This is a genomic window from Streptomyces sp. NPDC090106 (genome assembly GCF_044747265.1).
Taxonomy (GTDB): domain Bacteria; phylum Actinomycetota; class Actinomycetes; order Streptomycetales; family Streptomycetaceae; genus Streptomyces.
Genome location: NZ_JBIVDS010000010.1, coordinates 195,456 through 216,824, shown reverse-complemented (window position 1 = coordinate 216,824; position 21,369 = coordinate 195,456). Strand labels below are relative to the sequence as shown.

General features: G+C 71.7%; 20 protein-coding genes. 11 read left to right on the top strand and 9 right to left on the bottom strand.

Annotation, left to right across the window (positions count from 1 at the left end; all coding sequences use genetic code 11):
* Positions 1–249: 249 nt before the first annotated feature.
* Positions 250–990 (bottom strand): class I SAM-dependent methyltransferase, encoded by a 741-nt coding sequence (locus ACIPSE_RS30680; RefSeq protein ID WP_401668766.1) that lies wholly within the window; start codon positions 988–990, stop codon positions 250–252.
* Positions 991–1,122: 132 nt separating this feature from the next.
* Here ACIPSE_RS30680 and ACIPSE_RS30675 point away from each other — a divergent pair, with 132 nt between their 5' ends.
* Positions 1,123–1,521 carry a nuclear transport factor 2 family protein gene (locus ACIPSE_RS30675; RefSeq protein WP_401668764.1) on the top strand — a complete coding sequence of 133 codons (399 nt, stop codon included), beginning with the start codon at positions 1,123–1,125 and terminating at the stop codon, positions 1,519–1,521.
* On the opposite strand, the gene ACIPSE_RS30670 is transcribed toward ACIPSE_RS30675, so the two are convergent.
* The 5 genes from ACIPSE_RS30670 to ACIPSE_RS30650 form a co-directional block, all read right to left on the bottom strand.
* Positions 1,502–3,406, bottom strand: a complete 1,905-nt coding sequence (locus tag ACIPSE_RS30670; protein WP_401668762.1) for a hypothetical protein — start codon at positions 3,404–3,406, stop codon at positions 1,502–1,504. The genes ACIPSE_RS30675 and ACIPSE_RS30670 overlap by 20 nt on opposite strands.
* Positions 3,407–3,701: 295 nt before the next feature.
* The gene (locus ACIPSE_RS30665) at positions 3,702–4,463 is read right to left on the bottom strand and encodes an SDR family NAD(P)-dependent oxidoreductase (RefSeq protein ID WP_401668759.1); all 762 of its coding nucleotides are present in this window, start codon (positions 4,461–4,463) and stop codon (positions 3,702–3,704) included.
* Positions 4,460–5,761 carry a histidinol dehydrogenase gene (gene hisD, locus ACIPSE_RS30660; RefSeq protein ID WP_401668757.1) on the bottom strand — a complete coding sequence of 434 codons (1,302 nt, stop codon included), beginning with the start codon at positions 5,759–5,761 and terminating at the stop codon, positions 4,460–4,462. Before hisD ends, ACIPSE_RS30665 begins: the two co-directional genes overlap by 4 nt.
* A gap of 58 nt (positions 5,762–5,819) precedes the next feature.
* Entirely contained in the window at positions 5,820–6,755 is a 936-nt protein-coding gene (locus ACIPSE_RS30655; RefSeq protein ID WP_401668754.1) for a VOC family protein, read from the bottom strand.
* The gene (locus tag ACIPSE_RS30650) at positions 6,752–7,714 is read right to left on the bottom strand and encodes a fumarylacetoacetate hydrolase family protein (RefSeq protein WP_401668751.1); all 963 of its coding nucleotides are present in this window, start codon (positions 7,712–7,714) and stop codon (positions 6,752–6,754) included. Before ACIPSE_RS30650 ends, ACIPSE_RS30655 begins: the two co-directional genes overlap by 4 nt.
* A gap of 254 nt (positions 7,715–7,968) precedes the next feature.
* Here ACIPSE_RS30650 and ACIPSE_RS30645 point away from each other — a divergent pair, with 254 nt between their 5' ends.
* The 8 genes from ACIPSE_RS30645 (at position 7,969) to ACIPSE_RS30610 (ending at position 15,704) form a co-directional block, all read left to right on the top strand.
* On the top strand, positions 7,969–8,265 hold the full coding sequence (locus ACIPSE_RS30645) for an antibiotic biosynthesis monooxygenase family protein (protein WP_401668749.1): 297 nt from the start codon (positions 7,969–7,971) through the stop codon (positions 8,263–8,265).
* A gap of 33 nt (positions 8,266–8,298) precedes the next feature.
* The gene (locus ACIPSE_RS30640; protein WP_401668746.1) at positions 8,299–9,423 is read left to right on the top strand and encodes an FAD-dependent monooxygenase; all 1,125 of its coding nucleotides are present in this window, start codon (positions 8,299–8,301) and stop codon (positions 9,421–9,423) included.
* Positions 9,420–10,427: an amidohydrolase family protein gene (locus ACIPSE_RS30635; protein WP_401668744.1), complete on the top strand. Its 1,008-nt coding sequence runs from the start codon at positions 9,420–9,422 to the stop codon at positions 10,425–10,427. The genes ACIPSE_RS30640 and ACIPSE_RS30635 overlap by 4 nt, the downstream gene beginning before the upstream one ends.
* Positions 10,424–11,392 (top strand): cyclase family protein, encoded by a 969-nt coding sequence (locus ACIPSE_RS30630; protein ID WP_401668742.1) that lies wholly within the window; start codon positions 10,424–10,426, stop codon positions 11,390–11,392. Before ACIPSE_RS30635 ends, ACIPSE_RS30630 begins: the two co-directional genes overlap by 4 nt.
* 8 nt (positions 11,393–11,400) lie before the next feature.
* The gene (locus ACIPSE_RS30625; protein WP_401668740.1) at positions 11,401–12,765 is read left to right on the top strand and encodes an FAD-binding oxidoreductase; all 1,365 of its coding nucleotides are present in this window, start codon (positions 11,401–11,403) and stop codon (positions 12,763–12,765) included.
* A gap of 3 nt (positions 12,766–12,768) precedes the next feature.
* Positions 12,769–13,719 carry a fumarylacetoacetate hydrolase family protein gene (locus tag ACIPSE_RS30620; protein ID WP_401668738.1) on the top strand — a complete coding sequence of 317 codons (951 nt, stop codon included), beginning with the start codon at positions 12,769–12,771 and terminating at the stop codon, positions 13,717–13,719.
* Positions 13,720–13,863: 144 nt separating this feature from the next.
* Positions 13,864–14,859, top strand: coding sequence for a LysR family transcriptional regulator (locus ACIPSE_RS30615; protein WP_401668736.1), 996 nt, complete (start codon positions 13,864–13,866; stop codon positions 14,857–14,859).
* Between the two features lie 74 nt (positions 14,860–14,933).
* Positions 14,934–15,704 (top strand): SDR family NAD(P)-dependent oxidoreductase, encoded by a 771-nt coding sequence (locus tag ACIPSE_RS30610; protein WP_401668734.1) that lies wholly within the window; start codon positions 14,934–14,936, stop codon positions 15,702–15,704.
* Between the two features lie 562 nt (positions 15,705–16,266).
* Here ACIPSE_RS30610 and ACIPSE_RS30605 read toward each other — a convergent pair.
* The 3 genes from ACIPSE_RS30605 to ACIPSE_RS30595 are packed head-to-tail and all read right to left on the bottom strand — an operon-like array spanning position 16,267 to position 18,978.
* Positions 16,267–17,787 (bottom strand): MFS transporter, encoded by a 1,521-nt coding sequence (locus ACIPSE_RS30605; protein ID WP_401668731.1) that lies wholly within the window; start codon positions 17,785–17,787, stop codon positions 16,267–16,269.
* Positions 17,784–18,200: a VOC family protein gene (locus ACIPSE_RS30600; RefSeq protein WP_401668728.1), complete on the bottom strand. Its 417-nt coding sequence runs from the start codon at positions 18,198–18,200 to the stop codon at positions 17,784–17,786. Before ACIPSE_RS30600 ends, ACIPSE_RS30605 begins: the two co-directional genes overlap by 4 nt.
* 7 nt (positions 18,201–18,207) lie before the next feature.
* Positions 18,208–18,978 carry an SDR family NAD(P)-dependent oxidoreductase gene (locus ACIPSE_RS30595; protein ID WP_401668726.1) on the bottom strand — a complete coding sequence of 257 codons (771 nt, stop codon included), beginning with the start codon at positions 18,976–18,978 and terminating at the stop codon, positions 18,208–18,210.
* A 146-nt stretch (positions 18,979–19,124) separates the two neighbouring features.
* Between ACIPSE_RS30595 and ACIPSE_RS30590 the strand changes: the two genes are divergently transcribed.
* Together ACIPSE_RS30590 and rho are read left to right on the top strand one after the other, a co-directional pair.
* Positions 19,125–19,952, top strand: coding sequence for a class I SAM-dependent methyltransferase (locus ACIPSE_RS30590; RefSeq protein WP_401668724.1), 828 nt, complete (start codon positions 19,125–19,127; stop codon positions 19,950–19,952).
* Between the two features lie 240 nt (positions 19,953–20,192).
* Positions 20,193–21,341 carry a transcription termination factor Rho gene (gene rho, locus ACIPSE_RS30585; RefSeq protein ID WP_401668721.1) on the top strand — a complete coding sequence of 383 codons (1,149 nt, stop codon included), beginning with the start codon at positions 20,193–20,195 and terminating at the stop codon, positions 21,339–21,341.
* The last annotated feature ends 28 nt before the right edge of the window (positions 21,342–21,369 follow it).

Sequence of the window (21,369 nt, the reverse complement as noted above, 5' to 3'; positions counted from 1 at the left end):
TTCTGTGAGGAGTTGGGGCGACCTGCCGTCGGGGCGCGGTGAGGGACGACCACGGCGGCCTCGGTGCACCCGGCGGTGGGGGCGGTGGCCTTTTGGGGCGCCTCCGCGTCGGCGGCGCGGCGGTGCCGTCAGGAGGCGTCGGCACGAGCGGCGCGGCGGCCCCCGGAGGCGGCTCGGTGCCGGAGGCCCGCGTCGGCCTCCAAGAGGGCGCGCCGGTCCTCGCAGCACCCCGCCCCAGCGGCCCCCGCCTCACCGCTCCCCCGTCGGCCGCCCCACCACCATCCGTACCCTCGGGCTGCCGTCCCGGCGGTGGCCGAACTCCGGCAGCGCCAGGAGTTCCACCGCGAAGCCGGCGCGCTCCAGTTCCCGTCGGACGTCGGCGAGCCGGAAGGCCCGGTAGTACATGACGAACGGGGGCCGCCACACCGCGTTCCGCACCCGCATCGCGAGGTCGAAGCCGAGGAGCATCCCGTGGGCGAGGGTCCCCGGGCGGGGCGGCGCGACGATCGGGAAGGCGAACCTCCCGCCGGGCCGCAGCACCCGCCGGACCTGGCCGAACAGCCCCGGCAGCTCCCCCGGCAGGAAGTGCCCGAACGCTCCGAAGCTGACGACGAGGTCGAAGGCGGGCCCGAAGGGCAGGGCGCGGGCATCCGCGCGCACCCAGTCGACCCGGACCCGGGCGGAACGGTCCCCCGCACCCTGCCCCCGCGCCACCTCCAGCATCCCGGCGCTGAAGTCCACCCCGGTCACGCTCGACCGGCACACGCGCGTGAGGACGTCGGCTCCGGCCCCGGTTCCGCAGCACAGGTCGAGACCGGCGTCGAAGGGCCCCATCCGGGCCAGCGCCCGCGCGACGGCGTCCAGCACCGAGTCGGGGGTGCGGAACGGCGTGTGGTCGAACTTCGGGGCGAGGAGGTCGTAGCCGTGCTCGACGGACGACAGTGCCTGGACGGTGAGTTCGCGCAGGCTCGGGCCTTCGGGGCTGAACATCGCGTCAGCTTAGAAGAGCCTCCGGCCGCAGAAGCCTCGGCAGGCGCGCGTGGACATCGCCTCTCCGGCCGCCTACCCTCATCCACACCTACTCAATTAATTGAGTATCCAGAGAAGAGAGAGGTGATCCGGATGCGTGCCTTCCGTGAGGCCGTCGAGGCCTGGGACTTCGAGGCCGTCGAGGCGCTGCTGGCGGAGGACGTGGTCTTCACCAGCCCGGTCGTGTTCAAGCCGTACCCCGGCAAGGCGATCACGGCGGCGATCCTGCACGGCGTGTCCCGGGTCTTCGAGGACTTCCAGTACGTCCGCGAGATCGAGGGCACGGACGGCGAGAACCACGCCCTGGTGTTCGAGGCGCGGGTGGGCGACAAGAGGATCACCGGCTGCGACTTCCTCCATGTCGACGAGAACGGTCTCATCGACGAGTTCATGGTGATGGTCCGCCCGCTGTCGGGCGCCCACGCCCTCGCGGAGGCCATGGGCGCCCAGTTCGAGCGGATCGAGCAGGAGGCTAGGCGACGGTCAGCGTGATCGCCCCGGTGTAGCTCTTCCCGGCGGCGAGGGTCGTCGCGGTGCCGTCCACGGTCACCTTCAGGGTCTTGCCGCGCGGGGCCTTGACCGCGGCACCGGCGGCGAGGGTGAGGGCGGTGATGTACGACGTCCCGGTGACCGTCCAGGTCGAGCCGCCGGCCAGGTTCACCACGACACCGTTGTTGACGGCGGCCTGCGCGGTGTTGGTGACGATGCCGAGCTCGTAGAAGGCGGAGGAGTCGATCGTCGGCACGCGGTGCGCGGTCCGCGACGCCGTGATGACGCCCTCGACGGTGGAGCCGTCGAAGGTGAGGACCATGTTCTTGCCCTTGCGCATGCCGTTGTAGAAGTCGCCCTTCAACTTGATGGAGCTGAAGGTGGCGGAGCCGTCGGCGGTGTGGGCGGTGGTGACGTCGAAGGCGGTGTCCTTCGTCGGGTCGGTGGTGGGCTCGGTGTAGACGCCGGTGTTGAGCATCTTTCCGTCCGTCATGACCGGTCCGGGGTCGTCCAGTTCGATCATCTGGAGGATGATCCCGTCGCGCGGGTTGAGCTTGGCGCCCTTCGAGCCGTCGACGCTGATCGTGGTCTGCTGGCCCTTGTTGAGGAAGGTGGCCCGGTCGGAGTTGACGACGGTTCCGCCGTCGAGGGTCAGGGTGCCGGTGCCGAAGAACATGTAGCCGAAGTGGCCCGAGTTGACGACGGTGTTGGTGACGGGGATCGACTTCAGCTCGGCGGTGGTGAGCCCCAGTCCCAGTTCCTCGTCGAGCGCGGCGACCGCGGCCCGCGTGCTGTCGCCGTAGTGCACGACGGCCGCCGGGCCCGCGATGATGGTCGCGTAGGAGCCGACGTCGAAGCGGGCGCCGAGGACGCGGACGGTCGCGTCGCCGATCGCGTAGGTGCCGTAGCCGTAGGCGCCGGTGTTGCCGATGTGCCCGCCGAGCACGGTCAGCTTGAGCGCGCTGCCGCCCTCGACGGACAGGGCACCCCACGTCTCGGAGAAGACCGAGGAGTTGATGTACGTCGCCTTGGTGCCCGCGCCGATGAGGTTGGTGGCGCGGACGTTGCCGTCGAGGCCGAGCATCCACGGCACGGACTGCATGTAGGGCGTCTCGACGGTGGCCTGGTAGTCGGCGGGCAGGACGCCGTTGCGGGCGCTCAGCCGGGAGTTCTTCACGATCACGTTGGCGCCGTCGTTGGCGATGACGGTCGTGCGGACGACTCCCTTGGTGTCGATCCGGGCCCCGTCCAGGACGAGCCTGGTCGCCGCGCCGTCGCCGACGACCGCGGCGCCGTAACCGGCGAAGTCGCAGCGGCCGTTGCCGGTCAGCCTCATGGTGGTGTTCCGGAGCGTGTAGGTGCCGTCCTGGACGAACACGCCGTCGAAGCACTCGCCGGTGGAGGTGACCGAGACGCCCTTGGCGAGCGTGTCGGTGAGCTTGCCGCCCTGAACCGCCGTCAGCACGGACTTGTCGCGGTCGACACCGTTCGCGTCGACGTAGACGGCCTGCCGGAAGGGGAAGGTGAGCGTCTCGTACGTCACCGCGTTGGCCTCGGCGACGGTGAGGACGACGTCACCGCGGTAGGTGCCGGGCCGGATCAGGGTCGCGGTGCCGCCCGTCTCGGTGAGGAGCTGGCCGGTCTCCACGCCGTCGACCGTCAGGGAGAGGCTGTGGCCGTCGGGGGCGACGATGGTCGCGCCCTCGGCCAGGGCGAGTTCGCTCACCCGGGTGGTGGCGGCGAGCTCGTACGACTCTCCGGCGCCGACCGTGATCTTCTTGCCGGTCGTCTTCTTCGTGGCGGCCGTGGCGGTGGCCGTCGGGAGCAGGACGGCTCCGGTCGCGGCCGTGCCGGCGATCAGGACCGAGCGTCGGGTGATCAGCGTCATTGCGTGCCTTCCGAGGGTTCGAGTGCGCCGTCGCGCAGCGTGACCGGCCCGCCGTCGGAAGAATGGTCACGACGGCTCGGGCGGGGGCACCAAGCGGTGCGCTTCAGGGAGTGAAGCAGCCTGCTACAGAGCGCAATAGAGGCTGTGCGAAGACATTCCGGAACCCGATGCCAAGGATCGCGGGGCCCGCTCCATGGCGGTCACACAGGGTGGTGACAGCCGGGCCGGGGGGCATACCGGGGGCCGCGCCCGCACGACCTTCGTCGTCCGGGCGCGGCCCTCGTCCTGTGCCCTTCTACGCCGGTGCGACCATCCCCGCCGACAGGTCGATGTCCGCCCCGCACAGGCCGGGCATGGCCAGCATCGCCACCAGGGCGGCGGCGACCTCGTGTTCCTCGACGAGCCGGCCGAGCGCGGCCCGGGAGGCGAAGTCGGCTTCCGCCTGCTGGACCGTGCAGCCGGTGAGTTCCGCCGTCATGCGGAAGTTGCGGTCCATGCGCGGACCCCGGACGGGGCCCGGGGAGAGGGAGTTGACCGCGACACCCTGGGGCCCCACCTCGCCCGCGAGGGTACGGGTCAGGCCGAGCAGGGCCATCTTGGAGGCGGTGTACGGGGTGCGGTGGAGCAGGGGCCGCTTCCCGCTGACCGAGGCGACGTTGACGATGTCTCCCCGGCCCGCCGCGATCATCGGCGGCAGAAAGGCCCGGCACATCAGGTACACGCCGCGCACATTGGCGGCGAACACGTCGTCCCACTCGTCGGGTTCGATGTCGACGAGCGGTCTGACCGGGCCCGCGACACCCGCGTTGTTGACGAGCAACGACACGTCCTCGTCGGCGAGTTCGGCGGCCAGCGCCGTGACGGAGGCGGGGTCGGCGACATCGCAGACGGCGGTGAGCGCGCCCGCGCCGACGAGCCCCGCCGTCTCCTTCAGGGCCTGTTCGTTGCGCCCGACGAGGACGACCCGGGCCCCGGAGTCCGCGAGGGCGCGCGCGAACGCCCGCCCCAGCGGCCCTCCTCCGCCCGTGACGAGGGCCGTACGGCCGCGCAGGCTCACCCGGCGTTCCACGGCAGCGGGTCACCGGCGGCCTTCGCGGCCCGGACGTCACCGGAGCGCGCATGGCCCTCGAACAGCTCGACGCGCGAGGCCCGTCCGCACAGCCGCCCGAGCAGGGCCTGCGAGTCGGTGCCGGTGACCTCCTGGTAGGTGACCGTCTTGAGGTACTTCCCCACCCACAGGCCGCCGGTGTAGCGGGCGGCGCCGCGGGTCGGCAGGACGTGGTTGGTGCCGATGACCTTGTCGCCGAAGGAGACGCAGGTGCCCTCGCCGAGGAACAGGGCGCCGTACTGGGTCATCCGCTCCAGGGCGAGGCGCGGTTCGGCCGTGAGCACCTCGACGTGCTCGAAGGCGAAGTCGTCGGCCAGTGCGTACAGTTCGTCGATCGAGTCGACGACGTGCACCTGGCCGTGGTCGCGCCAGGCGGGCTCCGCGTAGTCCCGGGTGGGCATGCCGGGCAGGAGGCGCTCGACCTCGGCGACGGTCCGTTCGGCGACCTCGCGGGAGGTGGTGATGAGGACGGCCGGGGAGTCGGGGCCGTGCTCGGCCTGGGAGAGCAGGTCGACCGCGCAGACGAACGGGTCGGCGTCGTCGTCGGCCAGGACGAGGATCTCGGTGGGTCCGGCGAACAGGTCGATGCCGATCTCGCCGAAGAGCTGCCGCTTGGCCTCGGCCACATAGGCGTTGCCGGGTCCGGCGATCAGGTTCACCGGCCGCATGGTGTCCGTGCCGACGGCCATCGCGGCGACCGCCTGGACCCCGCCCAGCAGCCAGATCTCGTCGGCGCCGGCCAGGTGCATGGCGGCGACCGTCGCGGCCGGTATCTCCCCGCGGATCGGCGGGGTGCAGGCGACGACACGCGGTACGCCGGCCACCTTGGCGGTGACGATGGTCATGTGGGCGGAAGCGGTGAGCGGGTAGCGCCCGCCGGGGATGTAGGCGCCGGCCGCCTGCACGGGGATGTGCTTCTGCCCGAGCCTCACCCCGGGCAGGGTCTCCACCTCGAACTCCCCGAGGGAGTCGAGCTGCTGGCGGGCGAAGGAACGGACCTGGTCCTGGACGAACTCGATGTCGGCGATGACCTGTTCGGGCACGGAGGCGACGATCCGCTCGACCTCCCCGGCGGACAGCCGGAAGGAGTCGGGGCTCCAGGCGTCGAACTTCTCGGAGTACGCGCGCACGGCCGCGTCACCGCGGTCGCGGATGTCCGCGATGACGCCGGCGACGGTCTCGCGCACCTGGTCGAGGGAGGCCGTCACCTCGGCCTTGGGTACGGCGTGCTTCAGGATCTCTGCCACGGCTGCGGCCTTTCTCGGTGTCGGGTGCTCAAAGGGGCGGCGCGTCGACGCCGGTCGCTCAGACGGGCGGCGCGACGAACAGCACGTCGGGGTCGTTGAACTGTTCCTTGGCGACCGACTCGCTCATCGGATCGGCGGTGCCCCACTGGTCCTGGGTGATCGGGTCGGCGACGTCATGGCGGCCCGGGTGCCACACGTCCTCTTCGAGGACCGCGAGTTCGGTGGTGTACTCGACGGTGTTGCCGTGCGGGTCGTGGAAGTAGGAGAAGGTGTTGTCCCCGGCGAGATGCCGTCCCGGCCCCCAGGTCAGCCGGGTCCCGGCGCGCAGCGCCCGGCCGGTGCCGCGCATGTACTCTTCGACGCCGCGCATCTCGAACGAGGCGTGGTGCAGGGAGACATGAGGGCCGCGGGCGATGGCGAAGGAGTGGTGCAGGGGGCTGCACCGCAGGAAGTACATGAGGTCGCCCATGTGCTGCGAGTACAGGGTGTCGGTGAGCCGGAAGCCGAGGTGCTCGATATAGAAGTCCCTGAGCCCCTCCGGGTCCTGGGAGTTGACCACGCAGTGCGAGAGGCGGACCGGGACGGCCTCGCGCTCCTCGACCTTGCGGTGGACGCGGGTGGCGACGTCGGCGGACACCTCGACGACCCGGCCGTCGGGGTCGAAGAAGCGGAAGCCGTAGCCGCCGCCGGGGGTGTCCAGCACCCCCGGTTCGCCGATGAGCCGCACCCCGGCCCGGCCGAGCCGTACGTGCAGTTCGTCGACGGCGCCCGGTGACACGGCCCCGAAGGCGACGAGGTCCATCCGCTTCCGCTCGTCCTTGCGGATGCGGACGACGTACTGCTCGGGGCTGCCCTCGGCGGCGAAGAACGCGATCCCGCTGTCGTTGGCGACCTCGGTGAGCCCCCAGGTGGTGCCGTAGAAGGCGCGCTGGGTGTCGAAGTCCGGTACGGCCAGGTCGACATGGCGCAGATGGGTGATGGGCTGGAAGCTCATGCGTGGCTCCTGACGGTGTTGCGCTGGCGGCCGAGGCCGGTGATCTCGCCCTCGACGACGTCACCGGGCTGGAGGAACACACCCCAGTGGGCGCCGTTCCCGGCCGGGGAGCCGGTGAGGAGGAGGTCGCCGGGGCGCAGGGTGGTGGTCGTGGAGGCGTAGGCGATCAGCATCGGGATGTCGAAGATCATGTCCTTCGTCGACTCGTCCTGCCGGACGACCCCGTTGTGCCGCAGAGTGATCCTGAGGTCGTGCGGGTCGCCGGCGAAGGCGGCCGGGACGAGGAAGGGCCCGGTGGGCAGGAAGGTGTCGGCGTTCTTGGCGGTGAACCAGTCGGTGCCGATGGCCTTCAGGTCGGGCCGGTAGAGCCGGTCGCGGGTGGTGAGGTCGTTGGAGACGGTGTAGGCGGCGACGTGCTCCATGGCCGCCCCGACCGGGATGTTCCGGCCGGACTTCCCGATGACCAGGGCGAGTTCGAGCTCCCAGTCGTGCTGTTCACCCCGTTCGGGCAGCACGATGTCGTCGTACGCCCCGCACAGGGCGCGCGGCGAGCCGAGGAAAAGGTACGGCACCCCCTCGCGGATGCGGGCGTCCATCATCCGCTCGGCGTCCGCACGGGCCTCCTCGGGTGTCGCCCCGTGGACGCTCGCCTTCTCCTTGGCGACCAGATCGACCACGTGCTTGCGGTAGTTGGCGCCGCTCTGGAGGATCTGGCCCGGTTCGAGGGGGACGAGGACCTCCAGATCGGCGAGGTCGTGCCAGGTGCCGTCGGTGTCGGTGAGCGCGGCGAGCCGGGGCAGCCAGTCGTCCCAGTCCTCGAACAGGGCGCGCGTGGAGGCCACTTGGTCCGAGAGGTCGCGTACGCGCTCGCCGGTGACCAGGCCGGGGAACGGTCCGCCGGCGGCGCGGAACGTGCCGAGCGCGAAGGGTCCGGCATGGGTGGGCAGGGGGTCGGGCACGGGCGCTCTCCTCGCAGGAAACGGGGGCCGGCCCTCGTGGGGACGGGGGCGGCTCGCCTTCGACGCTAGGGATGCCGGGCGCCGGGCGGAAATGGCCGTTCGCGATGGCTGGCATCGCCGGGCCGTCTCGGCCCTGAACTGGGGCTCCATCGCGCTGCGGGATGCATGACGTCCCCCTTGCCGATGCCTCGATCCGTTGACCCTGCGCGGAGCCGGACAGCAGGCTCGGAGCACCCCGACTCAAGGAGATCGACATGGTGGTCGAGCACGCCCGGCTGACCGTAGAGGCAGGCCGGGAGGAGGAGTTCCGGGAGGTCTTCGCCAAGGCCCGCCAGGTGCTCGCCGAGGCCGACGGCTTCCACTGGGCCGAGCTGCTGCGCTGCGAGGAGGAGCCGCGGGTGTTCCTGCTGCTGGTCGGCTGGGACTCGGTCGACGCCCATATGACGGGCTTCCGGGAGTCCGAGCGGTTCCAGCGGTGGCGGGCCCTGGTCGGCCCGTTCTTCGCGGGGCCACCGGCCGTCGAGCACTACACCTCCGTCAGCCCGCGCTGACCCCTTCCCCTCCTACGTTCGCAAGGATCGATCATGCCCGTACACAAGGTGCTCGTCGTCGGTGGCGGCATCACCGGAAGCGTGCTGTCCCTGGCGCTCGCCCAGCGCGGCGCCGACGTCGAACTCGTCGAGATCTCGCCCCGGTGGTTCGGGGTGGGGCACGGCATCACCGTCCAGGGCAACGCGCTCAAGGCGCTGCGCTCGGTGGGGGTGCTGGACCGGGTGCTGGAGCGTGCGGTGCCGTTCGACTTCATGCGGCTGCGGCACGCCGACGGCGGTCTGATCGTCCGGCTCGACACCCCGCACACCGGCGGCCCCGACCTGCCGTCCACGGTGGGCGCGCTCCGCGCCGACCTCCAGAGCGCGCTGTGCGACGCGGTGTACGGCCACGGCGTCACCGTCCGGCTCGGCCTGAGCGTCGACCGGCTGGACCAGAGCGCCGGCCATGTGGACGTCGCCTTCACCGACGGCTCGACCGGCCGCTACGACCTGGTCGTGGGCGCCGACGGCATCCACTCGCAGATGCGCGAACTCATCGGCATCGAGGCGAGACCCCGGCCCGTCGGCATGTCGATCTTCCGGGTGGTGGGACACCGGCCGCCCGAGATGGACTGCGCCGAGGTGTACTACGGCGGCCCCCGCTACAAGGCCGGCTACAGCCCCATCTCCGCCGACCAGTGCTACGCCTACCTCCTGGACGAGAACCTCGACCCCTCGCTGATCGGCCCGCGTGCCTCGCTCGGCCTGCTGCGCGAGCGGGGCGCCGGATACGGCGGCACCTGGGGCGAAGTGATCGCGGCGCTGCCCGACGACACGGCCGTGGACTACCGGTGGATCGAGGCGGTCCTCGTCGACGAACCGTGGCACCGGGGCCGCACGATGGTCGTCGGGGACGCGGCGCACGCCTGTCCGCCGCTGATCGCCCAGGGTGCCGCGATGTGCACGGAGGACGCGGTGCTGCTCGCGGAGCTGGTCACCGGGGACGAGCCGCTCGACAAGGCGCTCACACACTTCATGGAGCGGCGGCTCCCCCGGGTCCGGATGGTGCTGGAGAACTCGCTCCGGCTCGCCGACTGGGAGATCCACCCCGGCACGCCCGGCGCCGACCCGGCACGGATCATGTCGGAGACCCTGGCCTCCCTGACGGCCGCCGCATGAGCGCCGGCCCCGTCGTCGACTTCCACGGGCATCTCGCGGTCCCCGCCGCCGACGCGCTCGTCGCGGGCACCCCCGGCTTCGCCGCCGAGCTGGCGGCGGAGCAGCGGGCCCACTCCCCCGAGTCGCTCGCCGAGAACCGAGCCCAACTGAAGCGCCTCGCGCCGAAGTTGACGGATGTGTCGGTACGGCTCGCCGACCTGGACGCGATGGGCGTCGACCTCCAGGTCGTCGGCCCGATGCCGATGCACCACTACTGGGCGGACCCCGCTCTCGCCCTCGACCTCGCCCGCACGACCAACACGGCGGTCGCCGCGCACTGCGCCGAGGCGCCCGAGCGCCTGTACGGGCTCGGCACCGTCCCGCTCCAGCACCCGGACCTGGCCGTCGCCCTGCTGGACAGGGCGGTCACCGAGCAGGGCCTGTACGGGGTGAGCGTGTCCACGACCGTCGACGGGCGTGAGCTCGCCGACCCGGCCCACGACACCGTCTGGCGCAAGGCCGAGGAACTCGGCGCGGTCGTCTTCGTGCACCCCTGGGGCTGCTCGCTCGGCGAACGCCTGGCCACGCGGTACCTCGGCAACACGGTCGGCCAGCCCGTGGAGACGACGGTCGCGCTCTCGCAACTCGTCTTCACCGGGGTCCTGGACCGCTTCCCGCGCCTGAAGCTGGTCGCCGCGCACGGCGGCGGCTATCTCCCGACGTACATCGGGCGCTCCGACCACGCGTGGCGGGTGCGTCCCGACGCGCGCGGCTGCGCCGAGCCGCCGAGCGCGTATCTGCGGCGCATCTGGTTCGACGCCCTGGTGTACACCCCGCGCGCGCTGCGCCATCTCGTCGAGGAGGTCGGCGCGAGCCAGGTCGTCCTCGGCACCGACCACCCCTTCGACATGGGCGTGGACGACCCGGTGGCCCGGCTGGACGCCGCCGGCCTGGACCCGGCCGACCGTGCCGCCGTCGCCGGGGGCAACGCCCTCGACCTGCTGCTGAAAGGACGTACACGATGAGCCTGGGGCCGATCGAGGAGGAACTCGCCAAAGCCCGTTCGGCGTACCGGAACTGGGGCCGCTGGGGCGAGGACGACGTGCTGGGCACGCTCAACTTCATCGACGACGCGATCCGCGCGCACGCGGCCGGACTGGTGCGGCGCGGGCGTCCCTTCTCCCTGTCGCTGGAGTTCAACGAGAACGGACCGCAGCGCGGCTTCCGGGGCCGGATCAATCCCGTGCACTACATGAAGGACACCGGTTCCGACGCGGCGGCGGGCACCCAGGGTTTCCCGCACGGCTTCGGCGGCGCCGACGACCACGTCGTGATGCCGCTCCAGGCGTCGACGCAGTGGGACGGGCTGGGCCACATCTACGACAACAAGCAGGCGTGGAACGGCCGTCCGTGCACGATCGTCAACGGCGACGGCGACTCGGTCACCGGGATCGAGCACATGCGGGACGCCTTCACCGGGCGCGGTGTGCTCCTCGACGTGGGCCGCGCGGTCGGCGACGAGAACGGTGAACTCCCCGACGGTTTCGCCATCCTGGAGGAACATCTGCGCGCCACGATCGAGGCGCAGGGCGCCACCTCGACCGTCCGGCGCGGTGACATGGTGCTGATCCGCACCGGCCAGATCGGCCGGGTCCGCCGCCTCGGCGAGTGGGGGGCCTACGCCGCAGGGGACGCGCCCGGGCTGTCCTTCACCACCCTGGGCTGGCTGCACCGCACGGAGGTCGCCGCGATCGCCTCCGACACCTGGGGACTGGAGGTGCGCCCCTACGAGTTCGCCGAGCCGGCGATGTCGCCGCTGCACCAGATCGCCATTCCCAACATGGGCCTGCCGCTGGGCGAGATGTGGGACCTGGAGGCACTGGCCGAGGACTGCGCGGCCGACGGTGTCCATGAGTTCCTGCTGGTCGCGGCCCCGTTGCCGGTGACCGGCGCGGTCGGCGCGCCCGTCAACCCGATCGCGGTCAAGTGAGCGCCGCCATGAACCGTTTCTCCGGGACCCTGACCCTGCGCGGCGACGAGGGCTTCGAGGAGGCCTGCCTGGGCCGGGTCTTCAACGCCCGCCGCCCCACCGGCCGGCTGCCCGCCGCCGTCCTGGAGGCACGCACCGAGGACGACGTCGTCGAGGGCGTACGACTCGCCCTGGAGCGCGGCTGGCAGGTCGCCGTCCGCTCCGGCGGGCACAGCTGGGCCGCCTGGTCGGTGCGCCGCGACGCGCTGCTGATCGACCTCGGGAACTTCCGCGAGATGGCCTACGACGCGCGCACCCAGCTCGTGACGGCCACGCCCAGCGTCAAGGGCGGCGACGAACTCAACCCGTATCTCGGCGAGTTCGGCCGCTTCTTCAACGGCGGGCACTGTCCCTCGGTCGGCATCGGCGGCTTCCTCCTCCAGGGCGGGCAGGGCTGGAACGCGCGCGGCTGGGGCTGGGCGGCGGAGAACATCGTCGCGATCGACGTCGTCACCGCCGAGGGCGAGCTGGTGCGCGCCGACGAGGAGCGGCACAGCGACCTCTTCTGGGCGGCGCGCGGGGCCGGGCCGGGCTTCTTCGGCGTCGTCACCCGCTTCCATCTGCGCACTCGCCCGCTGCCCAGGCATCTGGGGCACACGGTGCACGCGTACCCGCTGGAGCTGTTCGACGAGGTGATGACCTGGCTGCACGGCATGCACCACACCGTGTCGGACCGGGTGGAGATCGTCGCCCTCACGCAGACGCCGCCCGGTCTCGACGGGCCCGTGCTGCTGGTGACCGGTGTGTCGATGACGGACACGGCCGAGGAGGCGGCCGAGGCACTCGCACCGCTGCACGCCAACCCGTACGCGGACCGGGCCCTGTTCCGCGTCGAGGCCGAACACACCACACTCGCCGCGCAGTTGGACAACCAGCGCGCCGCCAATCCGGAAGGGCACCGCTACCTCGTCGACAACGCCTGGCTGACCGGCCCGGCCGAGGAGGTCGTCCCCGCGATCCGCAAGGCGTTCACCGAGCACCCCACCCGGCAGACCTTCACCATCTGGTTCTCGATGGCCCCGCTGCGCGAACTGCCCGACATGGCCTTCTCGTTGCAGTCGGAGATCTACAGCGCCACCTACGTCGTCCACGACGAACCCGGGCGGGACGCGGAGTACCGGGCCTGGCTCGACGAGGCGATGGCGGCGATGCGGCCGGTCACCGCGGGCCAGTACCTCGGCGACTCCGACTTCACCGTCCGCCAGCTGAGGTTCATGGGCGACGGGCAGTGGCGCCGGCTCCAGGAGATCCGCGCCGCCCGCGACCCGAAGGGGGTCTTCGCGGGCTATCTCAGCGCGGACACCGTCACCAACACCAACCACTGGGAGCAGTGAGCGATGCGTTTCGCGACATACGAGTACGAGGGCGTCGAGGGCGCCGGTGTGGTGCGCGACGGGGTCGTCCATCCGCTGCCGGTGAGCGTGCTGGAGCTGGTCCAGACGGAGGCGCTGCACAGCGCGGGCGCCGAAGCCCTCTCCCGCGCGAGCGAGTTGACGGTCGACGAGGTGCGGCTGTTGCCGCCGCTGAAGCCGCCGTCGATCCGGGACTTCGTCGGGTTCGAGGCGCACATCGAGGGCGTCGCGAAGTCGCTGGACGGGCTGGAGCACGTGCCCGAGGAGTGGTACCGGGCGCCGAACTTCTACTTCACCAACCCGCACGGCGCGTACGGCGCCCACGACGAGGTCCCCGTCCCGGCGGGCTGCTCGGTGCTGGACTTCGAGTGCGAGGTCGGCGCGGTGATCGGGCGGGCCGGCCGGGATCTCACCCCGGAGGAGGCGCGGGACCACATCGTCGGCTATCTCGTCTTCAACGACTGGTCGGCGCGTGACCTCCAGAAGCCGGAGAAGAACCTCGGGCTCGGCTTCTCCAAAGGCAAGGACTTCGCCAACACCCTGGGCCCGTACCTGGTCACCGCCGACGAGGTGGAGGACCGGCGGGACGCGGACGGCTTCCTGGACCTGGAGATGACGGTCACCCTCAACGGGGAGCTGATCGGCCGGGACACCCTCGCCAACGTGTCGTGGACCTTCGAGGAGATGGCCGCCTACGCGGCCCGGGACGCGTGGGTGCGGCCCGGTGACATCCTCGGGTCGGGCACCTGCGGGTGGGGCGCGCTCGCGGAGTTCTGGGGCCGGGTGGGCGAGCGGACCCCGGCGCCCCTGCGCCCGGGCGACGAGGTGACCCTGACGGTGGAGCGGCTGGGGACCCTCCGTAACCGGATCATCGCGGGGCGCACCGACGCCTATCTGCCGCGGGCCCGCAAGCGGGGCCGGACCCCTCGCCCCTGAACCTTTCTGACCTGCGGATATCGACGGCCCGCATGGTTCTTATCGTTCCGCTGTGACTTTGCCCCCGGGGCCTTCCTCGGGGGCAGAGCGTTGTTTACGCTCGCCGAAACCAGGCTTCGATGACGCGGCCGGAAGGGGCATCCGATGGGACTCGGAGCGATCGATCTCAATCTTCTGGTGGCGCTGGAAGCACTCCTCGAGGAGAAGAACGTCACGCACGCGGGCGTGCGGCTGTCCACCAGCCAGTCCGCGATGAGCGGATCCCTGGCGCGGCTGCGCCGGCATTTCAACGACGAGCTGCTCGTGCGGGTGGGCCGCGAGTACGAGCTGACGCCGCTGGCCGAGCGGCTGCTGCCCGTCGTGCAGGCCTCCCTGCACAAGGCAGAGGAAGCCCTTTCGCTGACCCGGCACTTCGATCCCTCGCGCAGCCGGCAGCGGTTCTCGATGGTGATGTCCGACTACGTGATGATGGTGTTCGTGGAGCCGCTGCTGCGCCTGATCGCGGAGGAGGCGCCGGGGGTGCGGATCGACTTCCACCCCATCGTGCAGGGGCAGATCGAGACCGAGACGCATCTGCGCTGCCACGACCTGATGGTGGTGCCGCTGGGCTACCAGTTGCCGGGGGTCAGCGAGACCGTCATGCACGACCGGTTCGTGTGCGTGGTCGACCCGGACAACCCGCGGCTGGTGGACGGGCGCCTCACGCTGCGCGATCTGGCGGAGATGCCGCACGCCGCGTGCGCCATCGGCCAGCTCACGCCCGCTGACCGCCAGTTGGAGACGCTGGGCATCACGCCCAAGGTGCAGGTGAGCACGCCGGGCTTCAACGTGCTGCCGTTCCTGGTCGGCGGCACCGATCTGGTCGCCCTGGTGCCCGAGCGGCTCGCCCGGCGCTACGCGGCCTTCGCGCGCTGCGCGGTCGTACCGGCGCCGTTCCCGGACGTGCCGCTGGTGGAGGCCATGTACTGGCACCACAACCGGCACGCGGACCCGGCCCACCGGTGGCTGCGCGAGAGGGTGCGCGAGGTGGGCTCGGCGCTGGCCGAGGAGCGGGCCCTGGCGGAGCGCGGCGAGGAGATCGCCGTCGCGGATGACACCCATGAGGAACACGCGTTTCCGGAGCTGACGGTCGCTTCCTAGCGTGGACGGGAGACACCCCTGACGGGCCCGGAGCCCGGTCGGGGAGACATCCCGCACCCACCGTTGGAGGAGCCGTGAGCCGTACGCGTCTTCAGGGCCGTACCGTCGTCGTCACCGGAGCCGCGCAGGGCCAGGGAGCCGCGGAGGTGACGGCGGCGGCCCACGAGGGCGCGACGGTGATCGCGACGGACGTACTGGACGAGGCGGGCGAGAAGCTCGCCTCGTCGCTGCGTTCCGACGGCCTGGACGTCCGCTACCGGCACCTGGACGTGGCGTCGCCGGGCGACTGGGCGGCGCTCGCCGGGGAGCTGGAGGCCGTGCACGGCCTCGTCAACAACGCGGGCATCCCCATGAGGGCCCGGCTGGGCGAGGTCGAACTCGCCGACTGGAACACGGCGTTCGCGGTCAACACGACCGGCGCCCTGCTCGGCATCCAGGCGCTCGCTCCGCTCATGCCGGCCGGTTCCTCGATCGTGAACGTGGGGTCCGTCGCGGGGCTCACCGCGCATCACGCAGTGGCCTACACGGCCAGCAAGTGGGCGCTGCGGGGCCTGTCGAAGGTGGCCGCGCTGGAGCTGGCGCCGCGTGGCATCCGCACCAACGTGATCCATCCCGGGTACATCGAGACGCCGCTGATGGCGTCCGCGAACCCGGTCTTCGTCGCGGCGCACCTCTCGCTGACCCCGCAGGGTCGCGCGGGCACCGTCGAGGAGGTGGCGCCGCTCGTGGTGTACCTGCTGTCCGACGAGGCGTCGTACGTGAACGGCGCGGAGATCACCGTCGACGGCGGGTACGCGGCGCACGGCGGGGTGAAGGCCATCACCAACGCGCTCGACGCCCGCTGAGCAACACACCGCGAAGGGCTCCCCCGGTCTCGACCTGGGGAGCCCTTCGCGGTAGCGGACCGGAGCGCTGTGCGGGGCGGCGCGGCGTGTCGTGTCGTGCCGCCGGTGAGCGGGGCCCTGGCGCGGGCGGTCGGTCGGGCTGGCGGACGGTCGGGCTGGCGGACGGTCGACCGCGCAAGCAGGCTGTCAGCCGCGCAAGCGGGCGGAGCCCTGGTGCGGCCGGACCCACAGCGGCCCAGGCGGGCGAGGCCCTGGTGCGAGGGACGAACAGCGGCGCAGGCGGACAGTCGGCCACGCAGACAGGCAGTCGGGCTGGCAAGCGGGCGGAGCCCCTGGCGCGGGCGGACGCACAGCGGCGCAGGCGGCAGGTCGACCGGGCAGGCGGACAGTCGGCCGCGCAGGCGGGCACAGCCCTGGTCCGTGCTGACCTAGGGCAGCGCGGACCTTGGCGGTCGGCCGAGCAGGCCCGGGGCCTGGCGGTCGGCCGAGCAGGCCCGATCCCGGGCCGGGTACGCGAAGTCCCGCCTGTCCTGGGCGGACGGCGGGACTGCGCGGGCTCGCCCTAGGCGGTCGCCGGTGCCACCTCCTCCGTCGCGACCGCCGTACGGGCGGCGTTCTTGCGGACCAGCACCAGGGTGACCAGCGCGCCGAGCAGGGAGGCGCAGCCGCAGATCACCACGCCCACGGCCATGCCGTGGCCGAGGGCGGCCTGGGCGGCGGCCCGGGCGCTGTCGCTGCCCGCGTTGACGACGGCGAGGGGGCCGGCCGCGGCCTCCATGCCCGCGTCGGCGCCGGAGAGCTTGCCGACCAGGGCGGAGGAGGCGATGCTCATCGCGACCGTGCTGATCACGGCCGGGCCGAGGCCCTGGCCGAACTCGCGGACCAGGCTGGTCGCGCCGCTGGCCATGCCGGTCATGTTGATCGGTACGGCGTTGACGGCGGCCGAGGTCAGCGAGGACACCACGCAGATGAAGCCGACGCCGAGGAGCAGCACCGGGCCGATGAAGGCGGCGAGCGAGGTGGTGGTGATGGGCAGGGCGGCGATCCAGAACTGTCCGGCGGCCATCGGCAGCAGGCCGCCCACCAGCAGCCAGCGCGGCTCGACCCGGGTGAGCATCTTGCTGAGGACCGGCGCGAGCAGCAGCGGGATCAGCTGGAGGATCACGAAGGGCATGCCGGCCTTGAGGGCGCTGAGGTGCATGACCGCGCCGAGCCGGATGGACACGCAGTAGGCGGTGCCGATGAAGCCGAACATGCCGGCCAGCGCGACGACGGCCGCGGCGGCGAACGAGGGGATCTTCAGCAGGTCGAGGTTGAACATCGGGGAGGCGGAGCGCTTCTCGGCGACGACGAAGCCGATCAGGGCGATGGCGGCGAGAGCGAGGGAACCGACGATCGCCGGGCTGCTCCAGCCGCGCTCGCCGCCCTCGATGATGCCCCAGAGCAGGGCGGTGAGGCCGACGGCGACGGTGATCTGGCCGGGCCAGTCGAGGGTGCGGCCCTCGGGCGCCTTGGAGTCGGTGACCAGGAACCAGCAGGAGACGCCGACGGCGAGACCGAGGACGACCGGGGGCACGAACGCCCAGCGGAAGTCGGCGACGGTGGCGAGGACACCGGAGGACAGCGGGCCCACGGCCGAGGCGAGGGAGATGCTCAGCGCCCAGGTGGACACGGCCTTGGCCCGGTCCTTCTCGTCCGGTGTGGCGGCGGCGATGACGGCGAGCGAGCTGGGGAAGAGCGCGGCGGCGCCGATACCGGCGAGGGCCTGGCCGATCCACAGCATCTCGACGTTCTGGGCGAGCGCGTTGATGAGTTCACCGAGGGCCAGGATGAATCCGCCGAGCACCAGAAGGCGCTTTCGGCCGAAGAGGTCGCCCACCACGCCGAAATTGAGTTCGAGAATCGCGGTGGGCAGAATGAACGCGGACGTGACCCAGGCGACCTGAGAACCGGAGGCGCCGAATGCGGCCTGGATTTCGCCGTTGATGGGTGAGGGCACGGTAATACACATCTGTGCTGCGGCAACGGCCAGACAGCAGGCTATGAGTGTTCCTCTGTCGAGTCTTTTCAGCACGCTCGTCATTCCGTACTCCGTCGCTCTATGAGTTCGATGAGATTGCCCTCTGGGTCGATGACCCACGCCATGCGCACACCGGGCTCGGGGGACGGTCCGGGTGCGACGGCCTCGCCCGCTCCGTGCGCCCTGAGGGCGGCGAAGACGGGGTCGAGTTCAGGGGTGGTGACCGCGAAGTGGCCGTAGCCCTCGGTGAGGACCGCGGTCATCGGGTCGGGGGCCCTCGGGCCCGGTGCGGAGCCGGCGCGCGCGAGCAGTTCGAGGCGCCAGCCGTGCGGGTGTTCGAGGACGACGCCGGTGAGTCCGGGCCCGTCGAGGTGGAACTCGAAGACGGACCTCAGCCCGAACACGCTCGTGTACCAGGCGGTCTGGGCGGGGAGGTCCCGCACGTTGAGGCCCACGTGGTCGAATCGGGTGTCCATGGCGGGTTCAGCCCGCCATCGCGCTGTCGCCGCCGTCGACCATGAGGTTCGCGCCGTTCACGAAGGCCGCCTCGTCGGAGCAGAGGAAGGCCGCGGCATGCGCGATGTCCTCGGGCAGGCCGACCCGGCCGACCGGGATCCGGGCCTCCAGGTGCGCCTTCGGCCCGTCGGGATCGTCGAGGAAGGGGGCGGTGGCGGAGGTGCGGGTCATGCCGGGGGCGATGGTGTTGACGCGGATGCGATGGGGGGCGCCGGCCGCGCACAGGTGCTTGCTCATGGCGAGGACGCCGCCCTTCGCGGCACCGTGCGGCACCATCGGCATGAAGAGGGCGCCGCGCACGGCGGCGACGGACGCCACGTTCAGGACGGCGCCGCCGCCGCGGGCGATCAGATGCGGCCAGGCCGCCCGGGTGCAGAAGTACGGGATGTCGAGTTCGTTCCTGATGGTGAAGTACCAGTCCTCGGCGGGCAGGGTCTCGAACGGCCCGTTCCGCAGCGCGGAGGCGTTGTTGTAGAGGATGTCGATTCCGCCGAACGCGGCGATCCCGGCGTCGATCCATTCCCTGGCGCCCGCCTCGGTGGACAGGTCGACGGGCGCCAGGGACCGCATGACTCCCCCGGCCTTCTCGACCAGTTCCACGGTTTCGGCGGCGTTGTCCTCATCGATGTCACAGCCGAATACGAGGGCGCCCTCGGCGGCGAATACCTGAGCCGCGGCCCGGCCGATTCCGGCTCCTGTTCCACTGATGAAGGCGATTTTCCCGGCCAGTCGACCCATGATTGTCCAAGCCCCTTGTTCCGTCCCGCCGAAGTGCGGTGGTGGCAGCGTAGGGAGGGGGTTTGTCGAGAACAAGAATTCGGCCGCGCAAGCGCCATCGGGCGTTCGTATGGCTGGTATGCGGGCCGATGCGACAGGATGACGGCATGACCACCGACGAGCACGCGCGGTTCATGCGGGCCAACGAGGCCAACTGGGACGCCCGTACCCCCGTCCACCTCGCCAGCCGGTTCTACGGGCTCGACCAGGACCTCGACGCGGGGCGCTGGTTCGCCGGTTTCGAGTGGGCCGACCTCGGTGAACTGTCCGGCCGTGACGTGCTCCACCTCCAGTGCCACCTGGGCACGGAGACGCTCGCCTTCGCGCAGCGCGGCGCCCGCGCGACGGGCCTGGACTTCTCGGCGGCCTCGGTGGCGGCGGCCCGGGAGATCGCGGAACGGGCGGGTGAGGACGTCCGCTATGTGCGGGCCAACGTCTACGACGCGGTAGAGGCCCTGGAGGGACGGCGGTTCGACGTCGTCTACACGGGCAAGGGCGCGCTGTGCTACCTGCCGGACCTGAGGCGGTGGGCGGATGTCGTCGTCCGACTCCTGCGCCCCGGTGGGCGGTTGTACGTCGTCGAGTTCCATCCGCTGCTCAACTCCCTCGGCCCCGAGCCCGGTCCGGGTGAGGGGCCCGAGCTGCTGCTGCGCCACGACTGCCTGGCGGGGAGCGGCGCCGTGCGCCGGGACGCGACGCACACGTACACGGACGGGCCCGCCGTCGAGGGGGCCACGGACAGTTACGAGTGGATGCACGGAATAAGCGAGGTGGTGAACGCGTTGGTGGAGGCAGGACTGACCGTCCGGCGCCTCACCGAGAGCGACGAGCTCCCCTGGCCGCGCTGGCCGCACATGGAGCGCACGGAGTCCGGCTGGTGGCGTCTGCCCGAGCCGCGCATCCCGCTCCTGTACGGACTCCTCGCCACACGCTGAACGCTCGTGGTACCGTCATCTCAGCACTTGTGTACGCCCTGTCGTGGGCGCCGGTGCCGGTACCACTCCCAGTCCGCCGGTCGGCAGATCTGCCCCGGCTTCTTCTCACCACCTCGTGACCAGCGGGTCCGACGCGTGGTTTCCCGCCGCTCGAAGGCGATCTGACCGCCTTCCGTTCCGTTCGCGGCACCCCCTTCCTTCGCATGTCCCATGCCGAACGTCCGTGAAAGGACCCCTCTCATGACCACCACTCTCGAACACCCCCCAGTCCAGCAGGAACCCCCGGTCCGGGCCGTCACCGGCGTCCTCGACATCGACGCGAACGGCAAGGGCCATCTGCGCGGCACCGACCTGCTGCCCACGCCCGCCGACCTCCAGGTCTCCCCCGCGCTCATCCGCCGTCACGGCCTGCGCAAGGGCGACCTCGTCGACGGGGTGCGCGGCACCCAGCGCGCCCTCACCGAGGTCGCCCGGGTCAACGGCGCCGCCCCCGGGAAGGCCCCCGGACACCACCGTCGTCGCTTCGGCGACCTGACCCCGCTCCACCCGCGTGAGCGCATCCGCCTGGAGCACCCGGCGTCCGGTCTGACCGGCCGCGTCGCCGATCTGCTCACCCCGGTCGGCAAGGGCCAGCGCGGGCTGATCGTGGCCCCGCCCAAGACCGGCAAGACGGTCCTGCTCCAGCAGCTCGCCGCCGCCGTGGCCGGCAACCACCCCGAGTGCCGGCTGATGGTCGTACTGCTCGACGAACGCCCCGAGGAGGTCACCGACATGCGGCGCTCGGTGCGCGGCGAGGTGTACGCGTCGACGTTCGACCGCACGCCGAGGCAGCACATCGCGCTCGCCGAGCTGGTGATCGAGCGGGCCAAGCGGCTCGTCGAGGCCGGTGAGGACGTCGTGATCCTGCTCGACTCGCTCACCCGGCTGTGCCGCGCCCACAACAACGCGGCCACCGGCAGCGGCCGTACCCTCAGCGGCGGCGTCGACGCGACCGCCCTGGTCGGCCCGAAGAAGTTCTTCGGCGCCGCCCGCCTCGCGGAGGAGGGCGGCTCCCTGACCATCCTGGCCACGGCCCTGGTGGAGACGGGCTCGCGCGCCGACGACTTCTACTTCGAGGAGCTGAAGAGCACCGGCAACATGGAGATCCGCCTCGACCGCGAACTCGCGGCCCGCCGCGTCTTCCCCGCCGTCGCCCTCGTCCCGTCCGGCACCCGCCGCGAGGAACTCCTGCTGCCCCCGGCCGAGTTGGCCGCCTCGCGCAGCCTGCGCCGCGTCCTGCAGAACGGCGACGGCCACGCCGCCCTGGAGACCCTCCTGGCCCGGATGCGGGAGACCCCGGACAACGCGGCGTTCGTCCGCCGCATCCAGCCGACGCTGCCCGCCGCCTGACGGACCGTCCGCGCCACCGCCCTCGTCC